The organism is Legionella geestiana (assembly GCF_004571195.1).
In the GTDB taxonomy this organism is placed as follows: Bacteria; Pseudomonadota; Gammaproteobacteria; order Legionellales; family Legionellaceae; genus Legionella_B; species Legionella_B geestiana.
On the sequence record NZ_CP038271.1, the window covers coordinates 2,368,198 to 2,390,006 of the forward strand.

A 21,809-nucleotide genomic window follows, 5' to 3' on the forward strand; every position below is an offset into this window, starting at 1 on the left:
GCGTTTACTGTGGTGCCGCTTCACTTCCTGCAGGGAGCTGCGCTCCGGCTCCGGGTACATCCCGCGGTGTCGCAATCATCTGCATGATGCCGATATCCCCGTTAGGCTTGCGCCCAATCAGCAAATCAACGTTCAAGAGCTGCGTCAGTTTTTCGCGACTGTTCTGGTAGACAATCTGCATGGGAAGCGTAACTTTCCACTGGCTGGTGCTGTTATCTGACGCTGTAATGCCCGGCGTGCCGTCCATTAAGGCACTGACACGCAGTTGCTGGTTTTTGATGGTGGTGGCATTGCCTGATTTTTCGAGAGCATCAGAAAAACTGTTCCACCCCTGTTCGGTGAAGCAGGGTCTTAATGCCGGGATCTGGGTATCAATGGTGTCAAAGTTGAACTCAAAAGCCTGAATCGTGGCCTGTTCAGCCCACTTCAACACCAGCTGGTTATCAACCGGAGTATCTTTGGATATACGATAATTGCAGTTAATTGGCTGTGGAGGGGGGGAGGCCGGTGCCGCTGGAGCAGGAGCCGCCTGTGTCGCAGGTGCTGCCTGAGTCGCAGGTGCTGCCTGAGTCGCAGGTGCTGCCTGAGTCGCAGGTGCTGCCTGAGTCGCGGGTGCCGCCTGAGTCGCGGGTGCCGCCTGAGTCGCAGGAGCCGCCTGTGTCGCAGGTGCTGCCTGAGTCGCGGGTGCCGCCTGAGTCGCAGGTGCTGCCTGTGTCGCAGGTGAAGTGTCCGGTGTGGGGGTAACCGTGGTTTCGGCGTGGGCCTGCACGCATAAAAGGGTTGCCAGTAACGTCAGCCTCGGGGCAGAAATCATGTCTGTTACACTCCTTGATTACGGGGTATCAAGCAACTCTGCCAGCAGATTGGCGGCGAGTCGCGCAGTTTTATTGGCAACATCGAGCGGAGGAGAAAGCTCCGCAATATCAATTCCTACCACTTTGCCAGTTTGCAGCAGGTATTTCAACAGGGGTAAGGCCTCTTGAGGGGTAAGCCCAAGGGGTTGCGGCGCGCTGACCCCGGGCGCATCGGCTTCAGCGAAAACATCCAGACAAAGGGTCAGGTAAATATGCTCAACGCGACGAATAAAGTCATCCAGAAAGGCAATATTGCCTGCAAGGCTTTCTCGCTGCAAATCTTCTGCACTCTTCCATGCGACATTGAGTGCGCGGGCTGATTCGAAAAGGCTGCGGGTATTGGCATGTGGCTGAATGCCGAGACAGGCATAGTGAAAAGGGCGGTTCTGACTTTTGCAAAAATCGGCAATCTGGCGAAAAGGGGTGCCAGAGGTTGCACCGCGCTCAGGCGTCACCGGGCGCAGGTCAAAATGTGCATCAAAATTAACGATGCCAAGGCGCGGAAAACGGGTGGCGAGCCCTCGATAATGCGCATGGGCAATTTCATGTCCGCCGCCAAACACTACCGTGTGATGACCATGCGCCTGCACCTCGCTGATGAGTGTTGCGAAGGTCTCCGCCGCACCTTCAAGGTCGTGGTTTTCACAACGTACGTTTCCGATATCGGTAAAGATGCGTCCACTGTGCCACGCGAGCTTTCCAAATTGCTGGCGCAGAATGTCAGGTGCATCGGCAGCACCTGTGCGCCCTTCATTACGGGCAATGCCTTCATCCGTGCAGAAACCCGCAATGACCGGGCCGTCTGGAATATCACTAACCGCATGTTTGAGCAGATTAACGCAGGAAACATGCTGAAAAACGCGCTCATTCGGCAGGGTATCATGGCGCCCGGCCCAGAGCCTTGCATCGGGTGGTGAATAGCCGCGCATTGGGTGCTCCTTGTCAGTAAATCCTATTCTATACCCGGATAGAAATCCGTGCCAACCGACAGGAGGTCTGCTATGATGGTTGGCATTTTCAGGAGAGGGGATAAAACGGTGTTTGCAGTGACCGGCGGCGGAAGCGGAATTGGCAGGGCACTGGCGCAGGCATTGGCCGCACGTGGCTTAGAGGTGCTTATCATCGGGCGGCGCGAAGCACTTCTTCACGAAACAGCGGCAGGCTTTCGAACGATTCGCACACTGGCAGCAGATGTTGCCTCAGCTGAGGGGCGCGAGAAAGTGGTCAGCGCACTCAAGGGCTCCTCCCTTTCGGGACTCGTGCATAATGCCGGTACCATTCATCCGATTCAATCCATCGAAACGATTCGTGAAACCGACTGGCACGCGGCATTTGCCACCAATCTCGATGCACCGCTCTTCCTGACCCAATCTCTGCTGCCACAGCTTACCGGTGCAAAAGTACTTAATATCGGCACAGCCGTCGCCTATTTCGCCGTTCGAGGCTGGAGCGCGTATTGTGTGTCGAAAGCGGCTCTCAGCATGCTTACCCGCTGCTGGCAGGAAGAGTGCCGCTCTACCGCCTTTGCGAGTGTCATGCCAGGCATTATCGATACCGATATGCAGGCGATAGTTCGCGCTGCGCCGCATATGGCCCCGGAAAAGCTCGAATTTTTCCGCCGCCTCAAGGTACGGGGACAGCTTTTAACGCCTGATGTAGTGGCTGATTTCCTCGTTTTTCTGCTGCTCGAAGTGAAACCCGATGAATATGTAAGCTGTGAGTGGGATATCTACGACAAAACGCACCACCCGCGCTGGCTTGTCGCTCCCAAACGTGTACCGGAGCTTGACTGAACCATGAAACCTGCTGAACTCCTGCTGACTCACACCACGCGACTTGATGCGATGGGCGAGACGCACACGCACCAGACCATTGCTGTTCGAGAAGGGCGCATTGCCTGGGTCGGGCACGATAACGAACTGCCAGCGGAACTTCGGGGTAATGGTACCCGGGTTGAAAGCTGCCACGGTGAGCTTGTCACGCCCGGACTGATTGACTGCCATACCCATCTTGTCTATGCCGGCAACCGTGCTGATGATTTTCGTCAGCGTCTTCTGGGCGTCAGTTACGCCGAGATAGCACGTGCGGGCGGGGGCATTCTTTCAACGGTGCAAAAAACGCGCGCAGCCTCTGAAGAGGTACTTTTTGAGCAGTCTCTACCGCGCCTGCTGGCCTTACAGGCAGACGGGGTAATGACCGTTGAAATTAAGTCAGGTTATGGCCTGTCACTCGAGAGCGAGCTCAAAATGCTGCGGGTTGCCCGCAGGCTTGGGGAACACACCGGCATGCGTGTGCGCACAACCTTCCTCGGAGCACATGCACTTCCCCCGGAATTTGCCGGGCGAAAGGCCGCGTATGTAAGCCATCTCTGTGATACCATGCTGCCGGAAGTCTCAGAGTCGGGGCTTGCCGATGCAGTGGATGTTTTTTGTGAATCGATTGCGTTTGATACGGACGAAACAGCACGTATTTTTGAAAAAGCAACGGCACTTGGGCTTCGGGTAAAATGCCATGCCGAGCAGCTCGCAACCACGGGAGGTGCTGAGGTGGCGGCACGTTTTAACGCGCTGTCGTGCGATCACCTCGAGCACCTTGATGAAGCGGGTATTGAGGCGATGGCGCGCCACGGGGTTACGGCAGTGCTGCTGCCGGGCGCCTGGTATTATCTTGGAGAGACGCACAGGCCACCGGTTGAACGTTTACGCGCCCGCGGGGTGGGGATGGCCATTTCTACCGATTCTAATCCCGGCTCATCGCCCACGACCTCTTTGCGTCTGATGATGAACATGGGGTGTCGTTTCTTTGGTCTGACAGTCGCCGAAGCCTGGGCCGGGGTGACGTCCGTGGCGGCGCGTGCGCTGGGACTCGCGGGTGAAGCGGGTGAAATTGCTGTGGGGCAGATGGCTGATCTGATACACTGGCGCACACCGGAGAGCGCGCTGCCCTGCTGTCTGTTTGCAACGCCCATCGAACATCGCATGTTGCGCCATGGTCAATGGTGCATGGATTGATTTTGCGGGAGACTATTTTTGATGAAACGCTTTCTCGGAATACTCTTAAGCCTGCTTGGCATGCAGGCAGGCTTTGCAGCCGAACTTACGTCCGCAGCGGGTGTCATCCGTGAGGAGACGGGTGCCGTTGTTATCAGTATACGCTATCCATCAGCCTTGCCGGATAAAGCGATATCCGTGGCTGAAAAGGCATTTGTAGAAGCCCAAAAAGAGGATTTCTTAAAACAGGCTGCCACGATGTCGATGCCTGAAAACCCGCTGCCCGGAAAAAACGGTCTTGATATCCGTTATCGCATTCCCTTTCAGACCAAAAATGCTCTAAGCATACGCTATTCGCTGTCGCGCTTTTTTCGCGGCAGTGCACATCCTGATAATACGGTGGTTACCCACAATTACCTCGAGGGTGAATCTGTCACGCTGCGTGAACTCTTAAAGCCTGACGCGCTGCCAAAGCTTGCAAATGCCGCGCGAGAGCTTCTTGCCTCACATGACCTTTCTGACGAGGAGTGGCTTAAAACAGGCAGTGCGCCTGTTTTTAAGAATTACTCCCGCTGGTATTTTACGCCTGACGGGCTTGCCATTGTGTTTGATACATACCAGGTTGCTCCTTATGTATTTGGCCCTCAAACGGTGAAGTTTAGCAGGGAGGATATTAAAACCTGGCTGAAGCCAGGAGTGGCGCGTCGTGTGTGGGGGGCTCATGGCGGAGTTTAAGCCATTTATAGGACCTGATGAACGGGTCGCTGAACTGACTTTCAGAAGCATTGTACTGGCCGTGCTTCTAACCATACTCCTTGCGATGTCAAACGCCTATCTGGCGCTTAAGCTTGGCATTCTGACGTCCGCCTCGATTCCTGCCGCCATTTTATCGATGGGAATTTTGCGCATGTTTAAAAATGCGAGCATTCTTGAGAATAACGCCGTACAGACAGCAGCATCTGCAGGTGAGGCAGTTGCCGGCGGCATTGTTTACACCATACCAGCACTTGTTATTATTCATTTCTGGCAGGGGTTTGATTACCTTACGAATTTCTTTATCGCCCTCACCGGTGGTGTGCTGGGCGTGCTCTTTTCGATTCCCCTGCGGCGTGTGCTTGTCAATGAGCCCATGCTGCGTTTTCCCGAGGGACGCGCGATTGCGGAAGTCTTGATGTCATCCGTGCAGCGTGTGGGTGCGCGCGACATTGTCCTTGGTGGCGGTCTTGGTGCGCTTATTGAGCTTTTCCAGCTTGGTTTTCGCCTGGTCGCGTCCAGCTGGAGTTACTGGTTTTTTGCCGGCCGTGCGGTTGTTGGTTTTGGGGCCGGTTTTTCAGCGACCATGATAGGTGCGGGATTTCTTGTAGGCCCTGAAATGGCAGCCAGCATCTTTTTAGGTGCGCTCATTTCATGGTTTTTTGCCATGCCGCTTGTCAGTCCGTTTTACCCAAAGCTGCTGCAGGCAGGTTCGGCTTCCGAGGCCGCAACCCTGCTCTGGAACAGTGAAATGCGCTACATTGGTATTGGCGCCATGTTGTTTGCCGGCACCTGGACCTTTCTGCGTCTGGTGCGCCCGCTTGTGCGCAGCATTCAGGTTTCTTTCAGCGCCTTCATGACGCGCAGCAGCACGGGCGTGCTTCCCCGAACGGAGCGTGATATTCCGCTGCCGTTCATCCTTGGCGGCATACTGTTGATGGCAGCCGTGCTCTTTTTGTTTTTCCAGGTGGAATTTCCACTGGATATCCTCGGGCTTGATGGCGATTTTGCGCCGAGTCTCGTCTTTGGCGCGGTACTTTATGTGCTCGTATTTGGTTTTTTATTTTCCGTTTTTACCGGTTATTTTTCCGGCATGGTCGGGGTGACAGCAAGTCCTGGCAGTTCTGTGGTGATTGCCGGCATGCTGTTTGCCGCCTGGCTTTTACAGCATGCCCTGCAGCAGGTGCTCGGAATGGCGCTTACGTCTTCCCAGCTGCGTGCGGCTGAAGCCATTACCATTATGATAGGCTCCGTGGTCACCGGAATTGCGGCCATTTCCAACGACAACATGCAGGATTTGAAAGTAGGGCAGCTGGTAGGGGCCACGCCCTGGTGTCAGCAGCTAATGCTCTTGATTGGTGTGGTCGTTTCCGCACTGGTTATTCCCCCGGTGATGCAGATTCTTTTTGATGTTTATGGCATAGCCGGCGTCATGCCGCGCGAGGGCATGGATGCGTCCTTATCCCTGCCAGCGCCTACGGCGGCTCTAATGGCGGCTATTACTGAAGCGGTGTTTCAGGGCAGCCTGCCCTGGGGGATGATGCTTGGCGGGTGTGCGGTCATTATTGCGCTTCTTGTCTTGATTCGCGTATTTCGGCTTGACCGCTTTATACGCCTGTCTATTCTTGGTGTGGCAATCGGCATGTATCTACCTTTAAGCTCGTCTTTTCCTCTTTTTGTGGGTGGCATGTTTTCGCAGATTGCTACCCGACTACTTGCACGGAAAAAACTGCCTGAAGCTGAGCGCGCGCACCGTGCGCAAACGGGCATCCTGCTCGCCTGTGGCCTTGTAGCCGGTTCCGCGCTCATGGATGTTTTACTGGCCATTCCTTTTTCGCTGATGCACTCGCCAGATGCACTGCGACTCGCAGGCCCCCAATGGGAGGGCGCGAGTATTGTCCTTGGTATCCTCACCACAGCGCTCCTCGGCGCCTGGATGGTGCGGCGGGTGCGTGGAGGACCGCCTTAGCCGTTGTTCGGAGGAGTGTTTTTCCGAACTTCTTCTTCAACGGCATCGACCGCTTTTTCAACCTTTGTTTTTTCACTGAAAAAGGTATAGCGCATGGATTTCCACTCTCCATTCTTAACCAGTGGAGCTGCAAGCAGGGGCAGGATGAAAACCGTGAGAAGCACGTTCGCTGCTATTGCGATGGATTCACTGGCTTGCTTGAGTATATTTATATTAGCGTTTTGTTCGTTTTTGACCGTCGTAGCGGCGTTGCCATTACCGTTGATAACGGCATCTCGGATGCCTTGAAACGCATCTGCAACCTCGAATGCGGCTCGTGCTTCGTTACTTAGTGCTGACTCTTCAATTCCAAGATTACTGAGCAGCCAGGCTTTATCAACGTAAAGTTCTTGATTATTCAACCCCCATAAGACTGAATCAGTCTTCTCCTTCGAAAGCCGAGACTGCATACTAAGCACACCCGCTTCGTAAAGATTGCGTATGGCTTTGTCAAATTCGGTATCGTAAGTAACGGTTTCAGCCTCGTCTGGAACAATTTCTGGCTCCTGAGTAATGCTCCTGACTCTCTCTGTATTTTCCGTACGGAACGCTTTTGAGTGGGCAGAAAAAGGACTTTTCTCCGCTAAACCAGCATTATTCATTTCAATAATACCGTCACTGACCCCGGCAGAATCAAATTCAAACATAGTGGGGTGGGGGTCGTCATTTCTTCTTACAAACCGCGTTCGTGGAGCAGGAGTGAGAGCCATGTATGTACTGTAATGGTTGTGATTATTGCTCAACTGCTGAAACGCGGATTCGAGGGGATCGCCGCGCTTATATCCTGCCCTTTTAAGCACAGCATCTACTACGTCTTTTTGTGCGCTCGTCATCACAATATCCAGTAAAGTGCGACCATCTTCTAAAACAACTCCCGGGATATGTTTTTTAGGAATTTTCTTGATTTCGCGGATGATTTCACGAGTAGACTTTAGGCCCTCAATAGCTCGCTCAACCCCGGTATATATCCCTCTAAAAAAAATGTCAGATTTTACAGGATGAGCTATTCCAGCCTCTTTTGCTAAAAAACTCATTTTTTGCCTGTCGAGTGTTTTCTTATTCGTTAAGACATGCGCCATTGTGCAGATTTCTTTCCTGTTTTCTGCAGGTAACTGACTTACAGCTGTTTGCAGATTTGTGAAAGAATGCCTTTCTCCCACAATTTTAACTAATTTTTGAGCCTCTTCCTGCTCAAGCAGCTTCACAAAGAGCGAGCGGGTTTCGTTACGCACTGCTTCACTATTTGTACTAAGCATTTCACAGATTTGGTTAATCGAATCGGTATTCAATAATTCTGGCCACTTTAAACGGTTCTTTATGACAAGTTGCCTGATGGTTTCACTGTCGCCAATTCTGACTGAAACATCGAAGGGTGTTAAAACTTCGCGTGAGGATTCAGAAGTGCTTGAATCAGCCTGAGACTTCTCAGATGTATTTAAGGTATTTTCATCCATGTTCCCAGCCACTAAATCCGTAATATTCTTAGATGAGGTAGACATGATGATCCTAAAAAAGGTGCTTATGATTTATGTTAGAACAGTATGCTTACCAAAATATTAAGTAAGTTGTCTCGATTTGAAAGATAGCGGTGTACCGGACATTTTGTGTTTTTACCGTGTGCCAGCTGTATTTATTAAATATTTAAAATCAACAATTTACATTTATTTAGTTTCATTTTAGTCCCGTGCAAAGTGAATTACTACCCAACAGAAATTAACGTAATAAAATCTTAATAATTTGTGTTCTATCATTAATCATATCAGTCAACTTTGTGGTGATTAAAATGTCGGCATCTCAAGAAGCTCTAAGAAAATGGTATGAGGACTCTAAAAAATGGGAAGGTATTTTTGAAGGAAAAATGCCCGCCAGCAAAGAGGAAATGAGGGCCTTGATGGATGGCTGGAGTCATTTCAGGCAGTTTACTGTTCATTTAATAGCTAATCCTACGGCTATTGGAGGTGGGGCGCATTTAGAAAAGGCTCAGTCTTTTGTTGATAAGGGATGTAATTTTTTTGGTGTGAACAGTGATATTCAAAACCTGCCAGCACAAAGGAATTTAGCACAAAGCTTAAATAATGGCGCCGAAAAACTAGAAGTTCAGGGTCCGTCTTCTATTCGTATAGGTCTATTTAAGGAAGATTTTCCGGTAATGCTGAATCAGATAGCCCTCGACAAACTTGCTGAGAGAGCCGCTGAACAAGCCGCTGAACAAGCCACTGCAGAGAGGATTAGTCAACAACGCGTGAATGCCATCAACAGTGACCCATTTTATGAAGCGCTACGAACAGCCGTACTTAGCACTGTGAGTGAAGAAAAAACAAGAATTAGCGAAAAAAATCCAACGGATAGACGAATAGCAGCATTGAGTGATGTTGAAAGTAAAATAAATAATGCCATTCAAACCTCAAAAAATGAAAGAATAAATGTTCAGAATGACATATCACTCGAGTCTAAAGAAAGCTGCAAAACAAATATAGCTCTCATCATCGAAGAGGATTTTATTAATAATAAAGCATTTGAGGAAAACTGGGGAACGAAATTTGGCAAAGGGCTTTTAAATGTTCTCATGGCAATTCCAGTTGGTATTAAAAGCCTCTTTACGGAAAAGCCAGCCAGTGAATCATTTCTTAGTTTCAAAAAAGAACTGTCTCTAGCGAAGGGCGCAGAATTAAAATCCGAAGTAGAAAACCTTTCTGTGGATATTAAGGAAAATAGTCCGAACAGAGGGCCTTCACGATAACTCTCAAAAGCGGCCTCAAAAGCCCCTCGGCTGACGCCGAGGGACGAAGCATGGATAGAGCGTAGCGGCTCTGCAACTAGCCCGGAAGTGCTTCTACCACGGCTTTATGCGCCAGCAGTTTCTCCCGTGCCGCAGTTGCCTGTTCGCGTTTTTCCATTTCTTTCTGAATCACCTCTGCAGGCGCCTTGTCGGTGAACGCTGGATTGTTCAGCTTATTTTCCGCAAGCTGAATATCCTTGTTGAGCTTTGTGATTTCCCTTTCAAGGCGCGCCAGTTCGGTTTTCTTGTCGATAAGGTCGCTCATCGGGATGAGAAGCTCCATCACGCCCACTACGGCTGAGGCGCAGGCGCCTGGAGTATCGTTGACTTCCAGGTAGCGGATGCTTGAGACTTTTGCGAGCGCAAGAAACGTGCGGCGGTATTTTTGCAGACGCGCCTTTTCTTCCCCTGCAAAATTGCGCACAAGTAATGGCACCGGTTTAGCAGGAGACACAGACATTTCAGAGCGCAGTGTGCGGATTTCCTGAATCACACGCTGCACCCACGCCATTTCTTCTTCAATGGCATCATCAACAAATGACTCTTCTACTGCCGGATACCGGCTGGTCATCAGACTTTCACCGTTTTCACTGGTCAGTCTGCTGGTTGACTTTGCAATTTCTTCCGTAATGAAAGGAATAACCGGATGCAGCAGTTTGAGTGTCTGATGCAGTACGTGAATAAGCGTGCGCCGGGTGCCGCGCTTCATGGAGCCAAGCGCATCTTCATCGTATAGCACCGGTTTTGAGAGCTCAAGGTACCAGTCGCAGTACTCATGCCAGACGAATTCGTAGAGTGTCTGTGCCAGAAAATCAAAGCGAAAATCGGCAATATGCTGGTGGCATGCGGCAATGGTGCGCTGCAGGCGCGAGAGTATCCATTGATCGGCCGGGCTGTATTGAAATGCGCCATCACCAAGATCAAGCTGCTCTTCATCAATGTTTTGGAGCACAAAACGCGCGGCATTCCAGAGTTTGTTACAGAAGTTGCGATAGCCTTCAACGCGCCCCATGTCAAAGCGGATGTTGCGTCCGGTGGAAGCCAGTGCACAATAGGTAAATCGCAGCGCATCCGCACCAAAGGCACTGATGCCCTCGGGGAATTCCTTGCGGGTCGCTTTTTCAATCTGGCGGCTGACGGAGCCAAGAACCAGGTTGGAGGTGCGTTTTTTTACCAGTGATTCGAGGTCAATGCCATCGATAATGTCAATTGGATCCAGGACATTGCCTTTGGATTTAGACATTTTATGGCCTTCCGCATCGCGGATTAAGCCCGTAATAATGACATCGCGAAACGGTACCTTACCGGTAAAATGCAGGCCCATCATTATCATGCGGGCAACCCAGAAAAAGATGATGTCAAAGCCTGTGACCAGCACGGAGGTCGGGTAAAACTGCTCAAGTTCAGTGGTGCGTTCGGGCCAGCCAAGGGTTGAGAAGGGCCAGAGAGCAGAAGAGAACCAGGTATCGAGAACGTCTTCGTCCTGGGTCAAAACCACGTTATCCGCAATTTTGTGGCGAAAGCGTACGTCATTTTCGCTGTATCCGACATACACGCGCCCGCTTTCGTCATACCAGGCGGGAATGCGATGCCCCCACCAGAGCTGGCGGCTGATGCACCAGTCTTCAATGTTGTTCATCCACTGAAAATACGTTTTGTTCCAGTTTTCGGGGTGAAAGCGAATTTCGCCCTTTTCTACCGCACGAATCGCAGGTTCCGCGAGCGGTTTGGTTTTCACATACCACTGCTCAGTCAGGAGCGGTTCAAGAATGGCGCCAGACTTCTCACCGCGTGGCACTTTTACGCGATAAGGTTCGGTTTTCACGAGAAAGCCCTGAGCTTCAAGGTCGGCAATCACCTGTTTACGCGCCTCAAAACGCTCAAGCCCCCGATAGGCTTCGGGTGCCGTGTCGGAAATAATGCCTTTAGGCGTCATGATGGAAGGTTGCGCAAGACCATGACGCCTGCCCACCTCGTAATCGTTAAAATCATGGGCCGGGGTAATTTTGACACAGCCACTGCCAAAATCCTGCTCGACATAATCATCCGCAATCACAGGAATGCGCCGCTCACAGAGTGGCAGAATGACCTCTTTGCCGACAAGATGGGCGTAGCGGGTGTCAGAGGGATTCACGGCAACGGCCACATCTCCGAAAAGTGTTTCCGGGCGGGTAGTGGCAACCGTTACCGACTCATCACTGCCTGCAACCGGATAACGGATGTGCCAGAGAAAACCGTCTTCTTCTGTAGGAATGACTTCAAGGTCAGATACGGCCGTCTCAAGCACGGTATCCCAGTTAACTAGACGCGTGCCCCGATAAATCAAGCCTTCTTCATACAACTGTACGAATACTTTTTGAACAGCCGCTGATAAGCCTTCATCCATCGTGAAGCGCTCGCGCGACCAGTCAACAGAATCACCAATGCGCCGCATCTGTCGGGTGATTTGACCGCCGGATTCTGCCTTCCATTCCCACACGCGCTGAAGAAATTCTTCACGCGTGAAATCACGCCGCTTAAGGCCTTTCAGTTCAAGCTGACGCTCAACTACGAGCTGTGTGGAAATACCGGCGTGGTCGGTGCCTGTCTGCCAGAGCGTGCGGTCACCCTGCATGCGGTGATAGCGGGTGAGGATATCCATCAGGGTATGTTGAAATCCGTGCCCCATGTGCAGGCTGCCGGTAACATTAGGGGGAGGGAGCATAATGCAGAAAGGCTTGCCATCGCCACGTGGTGCAAAGTAATGCTGATGTTCCCAGTGCTCATAACAGGCTTTTTCACAGGCTTCAGGTGAGAATGTTTTTTCCATGCGTGCAGTCCCGGATTTCAAAGGCGCGTATCATAGCACAGTCAGGAGTTACGGGGTATATAACTCCTGCTGTGAAGAATCAGGCTTTATTGTCGTGATGAGGGGCATTGTGATCGGTCGCGATATAGGTATAAAGCGTCGGTACCACAAAGAGAGTGAAGCAGGTTCCTATCAAAAGCCCCGATGCAATGACGAGCCCGATATCAAAACGACTGACGGCACCGGCGCCACTTGCAAGCAGCAGCGGCAGAACACCAAACACCATGGCAGCCGTAGTCATCAAAATTGGACGCAGACGAATGGCGGCGGCTTCTTCAACAGCAGCGCGGCGCGAGAGTTTACGGGTTTGCTGCAGGTTGTTGGCAAAGTCGACAATGAGAATACCGTGTTTGCTGATGAGGCCGATAAGCGTAATCAGCCCGACCTGCGTATAGATATTGATGCTCGCAAGTCCGAGATTAAGCGGAATGAGGGCGCCACAGATGGACATGGGCACGCTGATAAGGATAATGAGCGGGTCTTTGAAGCTCTCATATTGCGCGGAAAGGACCAGAAAAATAACTAGAATCGCCATGAAAAAGGCAAAAATAAGGGCGTTGCCTTCCTGTTCAAACTGGCGTGACTGACCACTGTAATCAATGCTGAAACCTTGTGGAAGCACTTCTTTGGCCGCCTCCTGCAGGTATTGCAGACCCTGACCGAGCGTGGTGCCCGGCATCATGACGGCGTTGATTGTAGCAGAATTGAGCTGCTGGAAGTGCGTGAGCTTGTTCGGGCCTGTTTTTTCCACCGGCGTGATAACGGTTGACAGCGCGACCATGGTGCCGTCTTTGGCGCGTACATAAATCTCGCCAAGCTGCTTCACGTCAAGGCGAAAACGCCGTTCAAGCTGCGGAATCACCTGGTAGCTGCGGCCCTGCAGGTTGAAAAAATTAACGTAATTGCCAGACAGGGCGCTTGTGAGACTGCTGCCGATGTCTTTCATGTCAAGGCCGAGGTCGGAGGCTTTTGAGCGGTTAATCTGGAAATCAATTTCTGGTTGATTAAACTTCAACGAATTATCTACAAAGATAAAAAGACCGCTCTTACGCGCCTTTTCTTTCAGACTGTTAGAAATCTCGAGCAGGCTTTGAAAGTCGTTGGTGGTTTTAATCACAAACTGCACCGGTGTTCCGCGCCCGCCGCCTGGCAGTGGCGGGGGAATAACGGCGAATGCCTTTAGCCCGGAAACCGTATCAAGCTTTTCCTGCAGCGGTTTTTTAAGGGCAAACTGCGAACGCTCACGCTCATCCCAGGGTTTTAGTACCATCCCGGATATCGGGTCGGTGCTGTTGATGGTAAACGAGTGTGCTTTTTCAGGAAAACTGGAGTAGATGGCATCAAACGGTTTTGTAAAACTTTCAATGTAGTTGACCGTCGCATACTGTGGTGCCGTACCGGCAACAATAAAAAACCCCTGGTCTTCTTCAGGTGCCGTTTCCCGTGGCGTATGCAGATACAGATAGGGCAGCATCAGGAGCACGACAGCGGCAAAAACCAGCATGACGGGGCGCGTATCCAGCAGGCTGTGCAGCATGTTCTGGTATTTCATGCGCAGTTTATTGAACACATCATCAAGCCGCTGCACAAAGCGGCTGGTAGAGGCCTCTGCCGAAAGAATTTTTGAACACATCATCGGCGAGAGGGTCAGCGCCACCACCCCGGAAATAATAACGGCGCTCGCAAGCGTAAAGGCAAATTCGCGAAAAAGGGCTCCTGTCAGTCCGCCCATAAAGCCAATCGGGGCATACACGGCCGCGAGCGTAATGGTCATGGCAATAACGGGAGTGGCAATTTCGCGCGCACCAATAATGGCGGCATCAAAAGGAGTTTTGCCTTCCTCGATATGACGGTGCACGTTTTCTACCACGACAATGGCATCATCCACTACCAGACCAATCGCGAGTACAAAGGCGAGCAGGGTCAAAAGATTGATGGAATATCCAAGAAAGAGCATAAAGGTGCACACGCCAATCAAGGACAGCGGGATGGTCACCACCGGAATCATGACTGAACGCAAAGAGCCCAGAAAGAGAAATATCACCAGAATGACGATGGCGGCGGCTTCAACGATGGTTTGAATTACTTCGTGGATGGAGGCGCGGATAAAGTCGGTTGCATCATATACGATTGTGCCTTTGAGCGAAGGCGGAAAGTTTTTGGTAATAGAAGGGAAGAGTTCGCGCACGTTGCTGATAACTGTCAGCGGGTTCGCGGTAGGTGTTGGGGTAATGGCGAGAAACACGGCTTTTTTGCCATCGAAGGTAACGGTCGTGTTGTAATCTTTGGAACCAAGCTCCACGCGCCCGATGTCTTTCAGGCGGATAATGGCCTTATTCTCCTGACGCACAATCAGTCGACTGAATTCTTCCGCACTGGTGAGGTCGGTTTTGGCAAGGAGATTAATGGCAACGTATTCGCTCTTGGTATTACCGGCGGCAGTCAGGAAACTGTTGCGCGCGAGTACGTTAGTGACATCGGAAGGTGAGACATGAAGGGCGGCCATGCGCACGGGGTCGAGAAAAATGCGCATGGCATAAGTGGCGCCACCCAGGATATCGGCCTTGGCGACCCCGTCAACGGTCTGCAGATAGGGTTGAACCACTCGGGTCGCATAATCGGTGATTTGCTGCGGTGTCATTTCCGTGCTGTCAAGACTGATGTACATCAACGGTGTTGAGACATCTGACGATTTGACAATAACCGGCTGCTGAGACTCAGGCGGCAGCTCATTGAGCTTCTGCTGTACTTTACTCATTACGTCGGTAAAAGCGACCTGGGGGTCAAAGTTCAGCTTGATGTAGAGGGTAATGGTGCTGAGCCCCTGAACGCTTTCAGAGGTCATGTAATCAATGCCTTCAGCGCTTGCGACAGAGCTTTCAAGCGGTGTCGTGATAAAGCCTGCGATGAGGCTCGAGTCGGCACCAGGATAGACGGTCGTCACCGTGATGACCGTGTTGTCCATGCGCGGAAACTGTCGAATCTGCATGTTAAAGAGCGAGTTCAGCCCAAAGAGCAGAATGAGCAGGCTCACCACGCAGGCAAGAACGGGTCGACGAATAAAAATATCTGTAAATTTCATGAACGTTCCTGCTGTCGGTCGGTTACTGGCTCAGCGTATTAAAGTCAGGCTTGTCGTTGAGCGGAACACTGTTGTTAATCACCACGCGCGTCCCGTTGTCGAGCTTCAGTTCCCCTGAGCTCACCACAAGTTGTCCAGGTTCAATGCCTTTGGTGATAACGGTCAGGTTATCCTGCTGACTGCCAAGGGTCACAAAATGCCGGTTGACGACCAGCACTGGATTACCTTGCCTGTCTTTACGCCCAGAGGGCTCTTTTTCTATTACGAAGACGGAATTGCCATACAGGCTGTAAGATATGGAGGTTGAAGGCACTACAGTTACCTCAGTAGTTTTTGGTGAAATCACTTCAACATTCGCAAACATCCCGGGAATAAAACTGAAGGTATTGACACGGTTTTTTTCGTTGCGCTCCGTATGGCAGCTAAGGCGTTTCTGGCTGGAGTTCGGCGCGAGGGCAGTAGATACCAGCGGTGAGGCCTCAGGGTTGGCCAGAGCCTGCAACGGGCAGTTTGGAAGGGTGGCCTGCACGCGGATATTGTGCGTAATGGGGTCAACCCGCGAATTGATGGCAGTGATGGTTCCAGTGAAAATTAAATCCGGATAGCCCTCTACAGAGGCTTCTACCAGCTGGCCAACGCTGATTTCACGCAGGCGCTGCTCCGGCAGAGAGAATTCAAGGTAAAGAGGGTCAAGAGCCTGTAGAGAGACAATCGCTGTCTGCCCCTGAGAAATGTACTGGCCAAGATTGACCATGCGTATGCCAAGCTTACCGGAAAAAGGCGCCAGGATATGTTTGTGGTTGATTTCAACCTGGGTCTTTTCCATGTTGGCCTGCGCCTGCTCAAGATTGGCCCTGGCTTCGTCCACGCTTGAAACCGGAGCCGCACCACGTTTGAAAAGATCAGACTGGCGCTGAAAATTGAGTTTTTTCAACGCAAGCTCCGCCTCATTGAATTTCAACATGGCCTGGTCAACGCCATCATCGATATCAAGCAGGGGAGTATCTTTTGTAACGTACTGGCCCGACTCAAAATTGATTTTGACGACTTTTCCCGCGGAGTCTGCAGAAACATCCACACCGCTCGTAGCCACAAAGGTGCCAACGGCGGGAATGCGTCCCTGCCAGGTCACGCGTTTGGCCACCACGGAGGAAACGCTCACAGCCGGAGGCTCATAGGAGGCAAAAAAACGTTTAATCATGAAGGCTTTCAGCAGATTAAATCCGATAATGCCGCCAAATACGACGGCCAGTCCAATCGCCATTATGGTCATGCGTTTTTTCATGCGTGGTATTCCTGAGGCAAAGCATTTCAAAATGTAACCATTCACCACGTTCACCGAAAAGCCATATTTGGCGCATCTTGTGCGAACATATTACAAAAAACTGCTCACATACCGGTGTATGCTGCGCTTTTTTTGTAATGCGTTCGCACAACCTGCACTCAAATCTGACTTTTCCCCTAAAGCATTCAGAATCTGGTGAATAGATACTTCAAAATTACAGACTATAGCACATACCGCGATGCAAAAAACCTGGCTTGCCTTTCGCTATACGCACCAAAAAGTTATATTTCACGCAACCTGTGCTCAAAAGAGACTCTCTATTCTTGACTATTCAAAAAGCCGTGAATTGATACAAAAACCATTGACTAAAGCAGGCGCTTTGCTACTATCAGGCCTTCAATCATATCAAAGGAGTTGGAATGCGTATCAAACCTGTACTGATGGCCTGCTCGCTGGCAATTGCCGCCACCGCAGTTTCTGCGGCTCCCAATGCCCATGGCAGCCTTCACAAGGGGGCTTCTCTTGAAGCGCCAAAAGATGCACAGCTCAAACGCGGTTATGATATTGAAGTTGTTAACGACAGTTACGATGATTTGCGAGTCTATGCGCAGTATGAAGATGGCTGCTGGATAGAGCCTTTTAATATTTACCGCTACGAATATCCACACACCATTGATACATACCACAACGGCTATTTCAACACCATGCGCGTTACCATTGATACCTTCCGTAATTACCGGGTATACGATGCCCTGACGCGACCCGGAAGTTCCATCCGTATTGTACCGGGCATCAAGCAGGGGCAAAGCCCGCTTGCACAAATGGGTTAATTGCAACCGGTAAGCGTTTGTTATACGGCAGGAAGCCCTTTAATCCTGCCGTTTTTTTTTGAAAACGGCACTGACAGGAGAGACCATGAAACTACTGAAAGTGTGTGTGTTACTGGCAAGTGCGGCGTGCACCACCAGCCTGCAGGCGCATGGGGCTGGCAGCGGGAAGTGCCACCGTATCATGGGGAAAATGGTGTGTGAACGGGTGCATCATGGTCGGCGCATGCCGCCACCTGCGCCGATGCATCGTCTGCATCGTCATCATGGTGAGCAGGTTGTTGTTGTACATCCGCCGCACGCCCCCCGAACCGCACCTCCGGTGGCGGTGATAGAAACGCCAGCCGTACATGGCCACCGATGAGAGAGTGTGCTACCCTTTGCACATTCGACATTCATCAGCATCCGGGGAGAAACCATGACGAAACGCGCTTTTTGCATGACGCTTCTTTTAAGCGGCTTTCTGCTGGGTGGCTGCGCGCCGGGACCTGGCAGCGAGAGTACCGGTGAGTTCATTGACAGCAGTGCAACGACTGCGAGGGTCAAGGCCTCCCTTGTGGATGCACTGGGCGCGCGCGCCATTTCCATTCAGGTCAAAACCTGGAAAGATGAAGTTCAGCTCAGCGGCTTTGTCAACAGCAGCCTGTTGAAGCAGCGGGCAGGAAGCGTTACTGCCAGAGTGCCGGGCGTGAAGCGCGTCATTAACGACCTGGTGGTAAAACAGGGCCAGTAACGGAGTTGTCCATGTTTGATACAAAACATTGTACTATTGAGAATTTTGACGCGCCGCTCGCCGAGGCAATTGCCGCCGAACGCCTGCGACAGGAAGAACACCTCGAGCTGATTGCCTCGGAAAATTACGTCAGCCCACGGGTACTTGAGGCGCAGGGCTCGGTGCTGACCAATAAATATGCCGAAGGGTACCCCGGCAAGCGCTACTATGGCGGGTGCGGGCATGTAGATACCGTTGAAACGCTTGCCATCATGCGCGCGAGACAACTCTTTGGGGCGGAATATGCGAATGTGCAGCCGCATTCCGGTTCCCAGGCGAATTCTGCCGCCATGCTGGCGCTCCTCGAACCCGGAGACTGCATCCTTGGCATGTCGCTGCCCCACGGCGGACATCTTACGCATGGCTCGCCTGTGAATTTCTCTGGAAAACTCTATCATGCTGTCACCTATGGCCTTGATGTAGAGACGGGCCGTATCGACTACGATGCGCTTGCAGACCTCGCACTCAAGCACCGTCCTAAAATGGTGATTGCCGGATTTTCCGCTTATTCGCAGCACCTTGACTGGCAGAAGTTTCGTGAGATTGCCGATTCAGTCGGCGCATACCTGATGGCGGATATTGCTCACGTGGCAGGGCTTGTGGTTACAGGTCTTTATCCTAATCCAGTGCCATATGCTGATGTGGTAACTACGACCACGCATAAAACCCTGCGCGGCCCGCGTGGCGGAATGATTCTCGCGAGAGACAGCGAAACCATCGGCAAAAAACTGAATTCCGCGGTGTTTCCAGGCACACAGGGCGGTCCCCTGATGCATGTGATTGCCGCTAAAGCCGTTGCTTTTGCCGAAGCACTGGAACCGGCCTTTACGGACTATCAAAAGCAGGTCATCCTTAATGCGAAGCTCATGGCTGAAACGTTAATGTCACGTGGGTATCGCATTGTTTCCGGTGGAACCACCAACCACCTGCTGTTGCTTGACCTGACCGATAAAAACCTGAGCGGCAAAGACGCTGACGCAGCTCTTGGGCAGGCCAATATTACTGTCAACAAGAACACGGTTCCAAACGATCCGCGCTCGCCCTTTGTCACAAGCGGCCTGCGCCTTGGAACGCCTGCTGTTACTACTCGAGGTTTCCGTGAACCGGAAATCCGCCTTGTCAGCGGATGGATTGCCGATATTCTTGATGACATTCACAATACTGCCTGTATAGAGCGCGTGCGCCAGCAGGTGATTACGCTTTGTCAGTCCTTTCCGGTGTATCGCTGATATGTATTGTCCATACTGCCATGCGGAGGATACCCGGGTCATTGATTCGCGCCTTGTCGCTGAAGGGGCGCAGGTGCGGCGGCGTCGGGAATGCGTGCTCTGCCACGAGCGGTTTACTACGTTTGAGACGGTTGAGTTTGTCATGCCCGCGGTTATCAAGCGCGATGGCAGGCGAGAGCCGTTTAATCTCGATAATCTGCGCGCCGGCATGCTGCGCGCGCTTGAAAAACGACCGGTCAGTGTTGATGCTCTGGAAGGGGCCATTGCCGCGGTCATGCAGGCAATCAGGCGTCGCGGAGAGCGTGAAATAGATTCTCGTCTGCTGGGGGAGCTCGTGATGGAGCAGCTTTACCGGCTGGACAGTGTGGCATATGTGCGTTTTGCATCGGTTTACAAACGCTTCAAGGATGTGAGTGATTTCCGGCAAACGCTTGATGAGCTGAAGAACGACTCAACTTCGTGAGGTCATTGTGGATAAAGAGGCAATTCGCGGCAGACGGCGTGCGCGTCGACTGGCGCTTCAGGCATTGTATCAGTGGCAGTTATCGGGTACCGACCGCCATGAACTGGAGGCACAGTTTCGCGCCATGAACAACATGGCAAGGGTCGATGCCGATTATTTTTCTAAAATCCTGCAGGGTGTCATCAATGACCGTGAAGGCATCGATGAAAAGCTCACCCCCCTGCTGGACAGGGCGCTGTCTGAGTTGACCCCGGTTGAACGCACGGTGCTCTGGCTCGGCAGCTTTGAGCTGGCGGAATGTCCAGAAGTGCCCTGGCGGGTGGTGCTGGATGAAGCCATTGCGCTGACGCGTGAATTCGGTACGGAAGACGGTCACCGCTATGTTAACGGTGTGTTGCATAACCTTGCCCAGACGCTGCGTGCCATAGAGATTCGCGCTGAGAATGGATGAGTTCGCACTGATAGAAACGTTTTTTAAGCGTCCTTTTGCCGCGACTGACAGTGAACTTATCCTCGGTATTGGTGATGATGGCGCGCTCTTAAAAGTGCCGCCTGACATGGAGCTTGTGGTCTGTACGGATACCCTCGTCGAGGGTGTGCATTTTCCCCCGGGACTCGATGCCGGGATGCTTGCTGAGCGTGCGGTTCGGGTCAACGTGAGCGACCTTGCCGCCATGGGGGCTACTCCGCGCTGGGCAAGCCTCGCACTTACGCTGCCTGCACTTTCAGAAAACTGGATGAAGACCTTTTCGCAGGGCCTTTGCAATGCCTTGACCCGCTATGGCATGACTTTAATTGGTGGCGACACCACCCGAGGCCCCCTCTGCATCACGTTGACGGTTCAGGGACTCGTGCCGTCAGGACGTGCTCTCAGGCGCTCCGGTGCAGCATCAGGAAATGTGATTGTCGTGACCGGCATGCTCGGAGCTGCCGCCCTTGCTGTTGAGTGTCTGCATGGGCTTCAGGTACCTGAAAATGACCGCGAAACCCTGATGCAGGCCTTGTTACTGCCAGAGCCGCGAGTTGATGTCGCCGGCGTATTGCGTGATTTTGCGACAGCCGCGATTGATGTTTCAGATGGCCTTGGGGCAGATCTTCAGCACCTCTGTCGTGCAAGCGGGGTTGGGGCATGCCTGATGATGCAGAAGCTGCCTGTGCATCCGCTGGTGCAAAAATACGCAAGCGAGCGCGCCATGACGCTGGCACTAGAGGGCGGTGACGATTACGTTCTCTGTTTTACCGTGCCGCCGGCGCACCTTGAAGCATGCAGGGACGCGCTTTCGCAATGCGGGGTCACCTGTTATCCAGTGGGTTATATTGAGGACGGCGCGCACATGCGACTAACCGATGCGACAGGCACCAACCACCCTTTTACGCCCCGCGGTTATAACCATTTTCAGGAGACAGCATGAATCCCCGTCTTTCTACCCGCGTCTGGCAAAGTCCTTCAATGTTTCTTGCCTTTGGGTTTGGCAGCGGACTGTCGCCAGTTGCGCCCGGAACCTGCGGCACACTGGTTGCCATTCCGCTCTATCTGATGATGGCCCGGTTAAACACACTCCCTTATCTGGCTTTGACGCTGCTCTTCTTTGCAATAGGCGTAAGTGTCTGCGACAGGGCATCAAGCATGCTGAATGTGCACGACCACCCGGGCATTGTCTGGGATGAAGTAGTGGGTTACCTCCTCACTATGGCGTTCGCGCCAGTGGGAGCCATTTGGGTGATTGCGGGTTTTATTCTCTTTCGCCTCTTTGATATCTGGAAACCCTTCCCCATTCGCAGCATTGACCGTCATGTCCATGGCGGAACAGGGATTATGCTTGACGATGTGCTTGCAGCCCTCTATGCCGCTGCTGTTTTATGGGCAGCCACTCTGGCTCTGTAATGTGCGCACGTTCTAAAAATCTTTAATGGCAGTT

The 21,809-nt window shown here is 52.1% G+C and carries 19 protein-coding genes; 13 read left to right on the forward strand and 6 right to left on the reverse strand.

The annotated features are described in order from the left end of the window. Positions 1 to 4 precede the first annotated feature (4 nt). Positions 5 to 814, reverse strand: a complete 810-nt coding sequence (locus E4T54_RS10645; RefSeq protein ID WP_135100415.1) for a DotI/IcmL family type IV secretion protein — start codon at positions 812 to 814, stop codon at positions 5 to 7. Positions 815 to 832: 18 nt separating this feature from the next. Continuing rightward, the gene (hutG, locus tag E4T54_RS10650) at positions 833 to 1,783 is read right to left on the reverse strand and encodes a formimidoylglutamase (protein WP_028386317.1); all 951 of its coding nucleotides are present in this window, start codon (positions 1,781 to 1,783) and stop codon (positions 833 to 835) included. A 72-nt stretch (positions 1,784 to 1,855) separates the two neighbouring features. Here hutG and E4T54_RS10655 point away from each other — a divergent pair, with 72 nt between their 5' ends. The 4 genes from E4T54_RS10655 to E4T54_RS10670 are packed head-to-tail and all read left to right on the forward strand — an operon-like array spanning position 1,856 to position 6,566. Next, positions 1,856 to 2,647 (forward strand): SDR family NAD(P)-dependent oxidoreductase, encoded by a 792-nt coding sequence (locus tag E4T54_RS10655; protein ID WP_238582799.1) that lies wholly within the window; start codon positions 1,856 to 1,858, stop codon positions 2,645 to 2,647. Positions 2,648 to 2,650: 3 nt separating this feature from the next. Next, a complete protein-coding gene (hutI, locus tag E4T54_RS10660; RefSeq protein ID WP_028386315.1) occupies positions 2,651 to 3,865 on the forward strand; it encodes an imidazolonepropionase in 1,215 nt (404 codons plus the stop codon). Between the two features lie 21 nt (positions 3,866 to 3,886). Then, positions 3,887 to 4,579: an RsiV family protein gene (locus tag E4T54_RS10665; RefSeq protein ID WP_051550884.1), complete on the forward strand. Its 693-nt coding sequence runs from the start codon at positions 3,887 to 3,889 to the stop codon at positions 4,577 to 4,579. Next, a complete protein-coding gene (locus tag E4T54_RS10670) occupies positions 4,566 to 6,566 on the forward strand; it encodes an OPT family oligopeptide transporter (RefSeq protein WP_028386314.1) in 2,001 nt (666 codons plus the stop codon). Before E4T54_RS10665 ends, E4T54_RS10670 begins: the two co-directional genes overlap by 14 nt. Here E4T54_RS10670 and E4T54_RS10675 read toward each other — a convergent pair. Next, on the reverse strand, positions 6,563 to 8,059 hold the full coding sequence (locus E4T54_RS10675; RefSeq protein WP_028386313.1) for a hypothetical protein: 1,497 nt from the start codon (positions 8,057 to 8,059) through the stop codon (positions 6,563 to 6,565). The genes E4T54_RS10670 and E4T54_RS10675 overlap by 4 nt on opposite strands. A gap of 329 nt (positions 8,060 to 8,388) precedes the next feature. Here E4T54_RS10675 and E4T54_RS10680 point away from each other — a divergent pair, with 329 nt between their 5' ends. After that, positions 8,389 to 9,345, forward strand: coding sequence for a hypothetical protein (locus tag E4T54_RS10680; protein WP_028386312.1), 957 nt, complete (start codon positions 8,389 to 8,391; stop codon positions 9,343 to 9,345). A 76-nt stretch (positions 9,346 to 9,421) separates the two neighbouring features. On the opposite strand, the gene E4T54_RS10685 is transcribed toward E4T54_RS10680, so the two are convergent. The 3 genes from E4T54_RS10685 to E4T54_RS10695 all read right to left on the reverse strand — a co-directional run bounded on the left by E4T54_RS10685 (position 9,422) and on the right by E4T54_RS10695 (position 16,599). Continuing rightward, positions 9,422 to 12,193, reverse strand: coding sequence for a valine--tRNA ligase (locus tag E4T54_RS10685; RefSeq protein WP_028386311.1), 2,772 nt, complete (start codon positions 12,191 to 12,193; stop codon positions 9,422 to 9,424). A gap of 79 nt (positions 12,194 to 12,272) precedes the next feature. Next, entirely contained in the window at positions 12,273 to 15,314 is a 3,042-nt protein-coding gene (locus E4T54_RS10690; RefSeq protein ID WP_028386310.1) for an efflux RND transporter permease subunit, read from the reverse strand. A 22-nt stretch (positions 15,315 to 15,336) separates the two neighbouring features. Next, the gene (locus tag E4T54_RS10695) at positions 15,337 to 16,599 is read right to left on the reverse strand and encodes an efflux RND transporter periplasmic adaptor subunit (protein ID WP_028386309.1); all 1,263 of its coding nucleotides are present in this window, start codon (positions 16,597 to 16,599) and stop codon (positions 15,337 to 15,339) included. A gap of 419 nt (positions 16,600 to 17,018) precedes the next feature. On the opposite strand from E4T54_RS10695, the gene E4T54_RS10700 reads away from it, so the two are divergent. The 8 genes from E4T54_RS10700 (at position 17,019) to E4T54_RS10735 (ending at position 21,775) form a co-directional block, all read left to right on the forward strand. Next, on the forward strand, positions 17,019 to 17,429 hold the full coding sequence (locus E4T54_RS10700) for a hypothetical protein (protein WP_051550883.1): 411 nt from the start codon (positions 17,019 to 17,021) through the stop codon (positions 17,427 to 17,429). An 85-nt stretch (positions 17,430 to 17,514) separates the two neighbouring features. After that, positions 17,515 to 17,790, forward strand: a complete 276-nt coding sequence (locus E4T54_RS10705; RefSeq protein ID WP_028386308.1) for a hypothetical protein — start codon at positions 17,515 to 17,517, stop codon at positions 17,788 to 17,790. Between the two features lie 54 nt (positions 17,791 to 17,844). After that, positions 17,845 to 18,159 carry a BON domain-containing protein gene (locus E4T54_RS10710; RefSeq protein ID WP_065230364.1) on the forward strand — a complete coding sequence of 105 codons (315 nt, stop codon included), beginning with the start codon at positions 17,845 to 17,847 and terminating at the stop codon, positions 18,157 to 18,159. Between the two features lie 11 nt (positions 18,160 to 18,170). Beyond that, positions 18,171 to 19,427 (forward strand): serine hydroxymethyltransferase, encoded by a 1,257-nt coding sequence (glyA, locus tag E4T54_RS10715; protein ID WP_028386306.1) that lies wholly within the window; start codon positions 18,171 to 18,173, stop codon positions 19,425 to 19,427. Between the two features lies 1 nt (position 19,428). Further along, a complete protein-coding gene (gene nrdR / locus E4T54_RS10720) occupies positions 19,429 to 19,890 on the forward strand; it encodes a transcriptional regulator NrdR (RefSeq protein ID WP_028386305.1) in 462 nt (153 codons plus the stop codon). A 7-nt stretch (positions 19,891 to 19,897) separates the two neighbouring features. Further along, entirely contained in the window at positions 19,898 to 20,341 is a 444-nt protein-coding gene (gene nusB, locus E4T54_RS10725; RefSeq protein WP_028386304.1) for a transcription antitermination factor NusB, read from the forward strand. Continuing rightward, a complete protein-coding gene (gene thiL, locus E4T54_RS10730) occupies positions 20,334 to 21,302 on the forward strand; it encodes a thiamine-phosphate kinase (protein ID WP_028386303.1) in 969 nt (322 codons plus the stop codon). The genes nusB and thiL overlap by 8 nt, the downstream gene beginning before the upstream one ends. Then, on the forward strand, positions 21,299 to 21,775 hold the full coding sequence (locus E4T54_RS10735; RefSeq protein WP_028386302.1) for a phosphatidylglycerophosphatase A family protein: 477 nt from the start codon (positions 21,299 to 21,301) through the stop codon (positions 21,773 to 21,775). Before thiL ends, E4T54_RS10735 begins: the two co-directional genes overlap by 4 nt. Positions 21,776 to 21,809 lie beyond the last annotated feature (34 nt).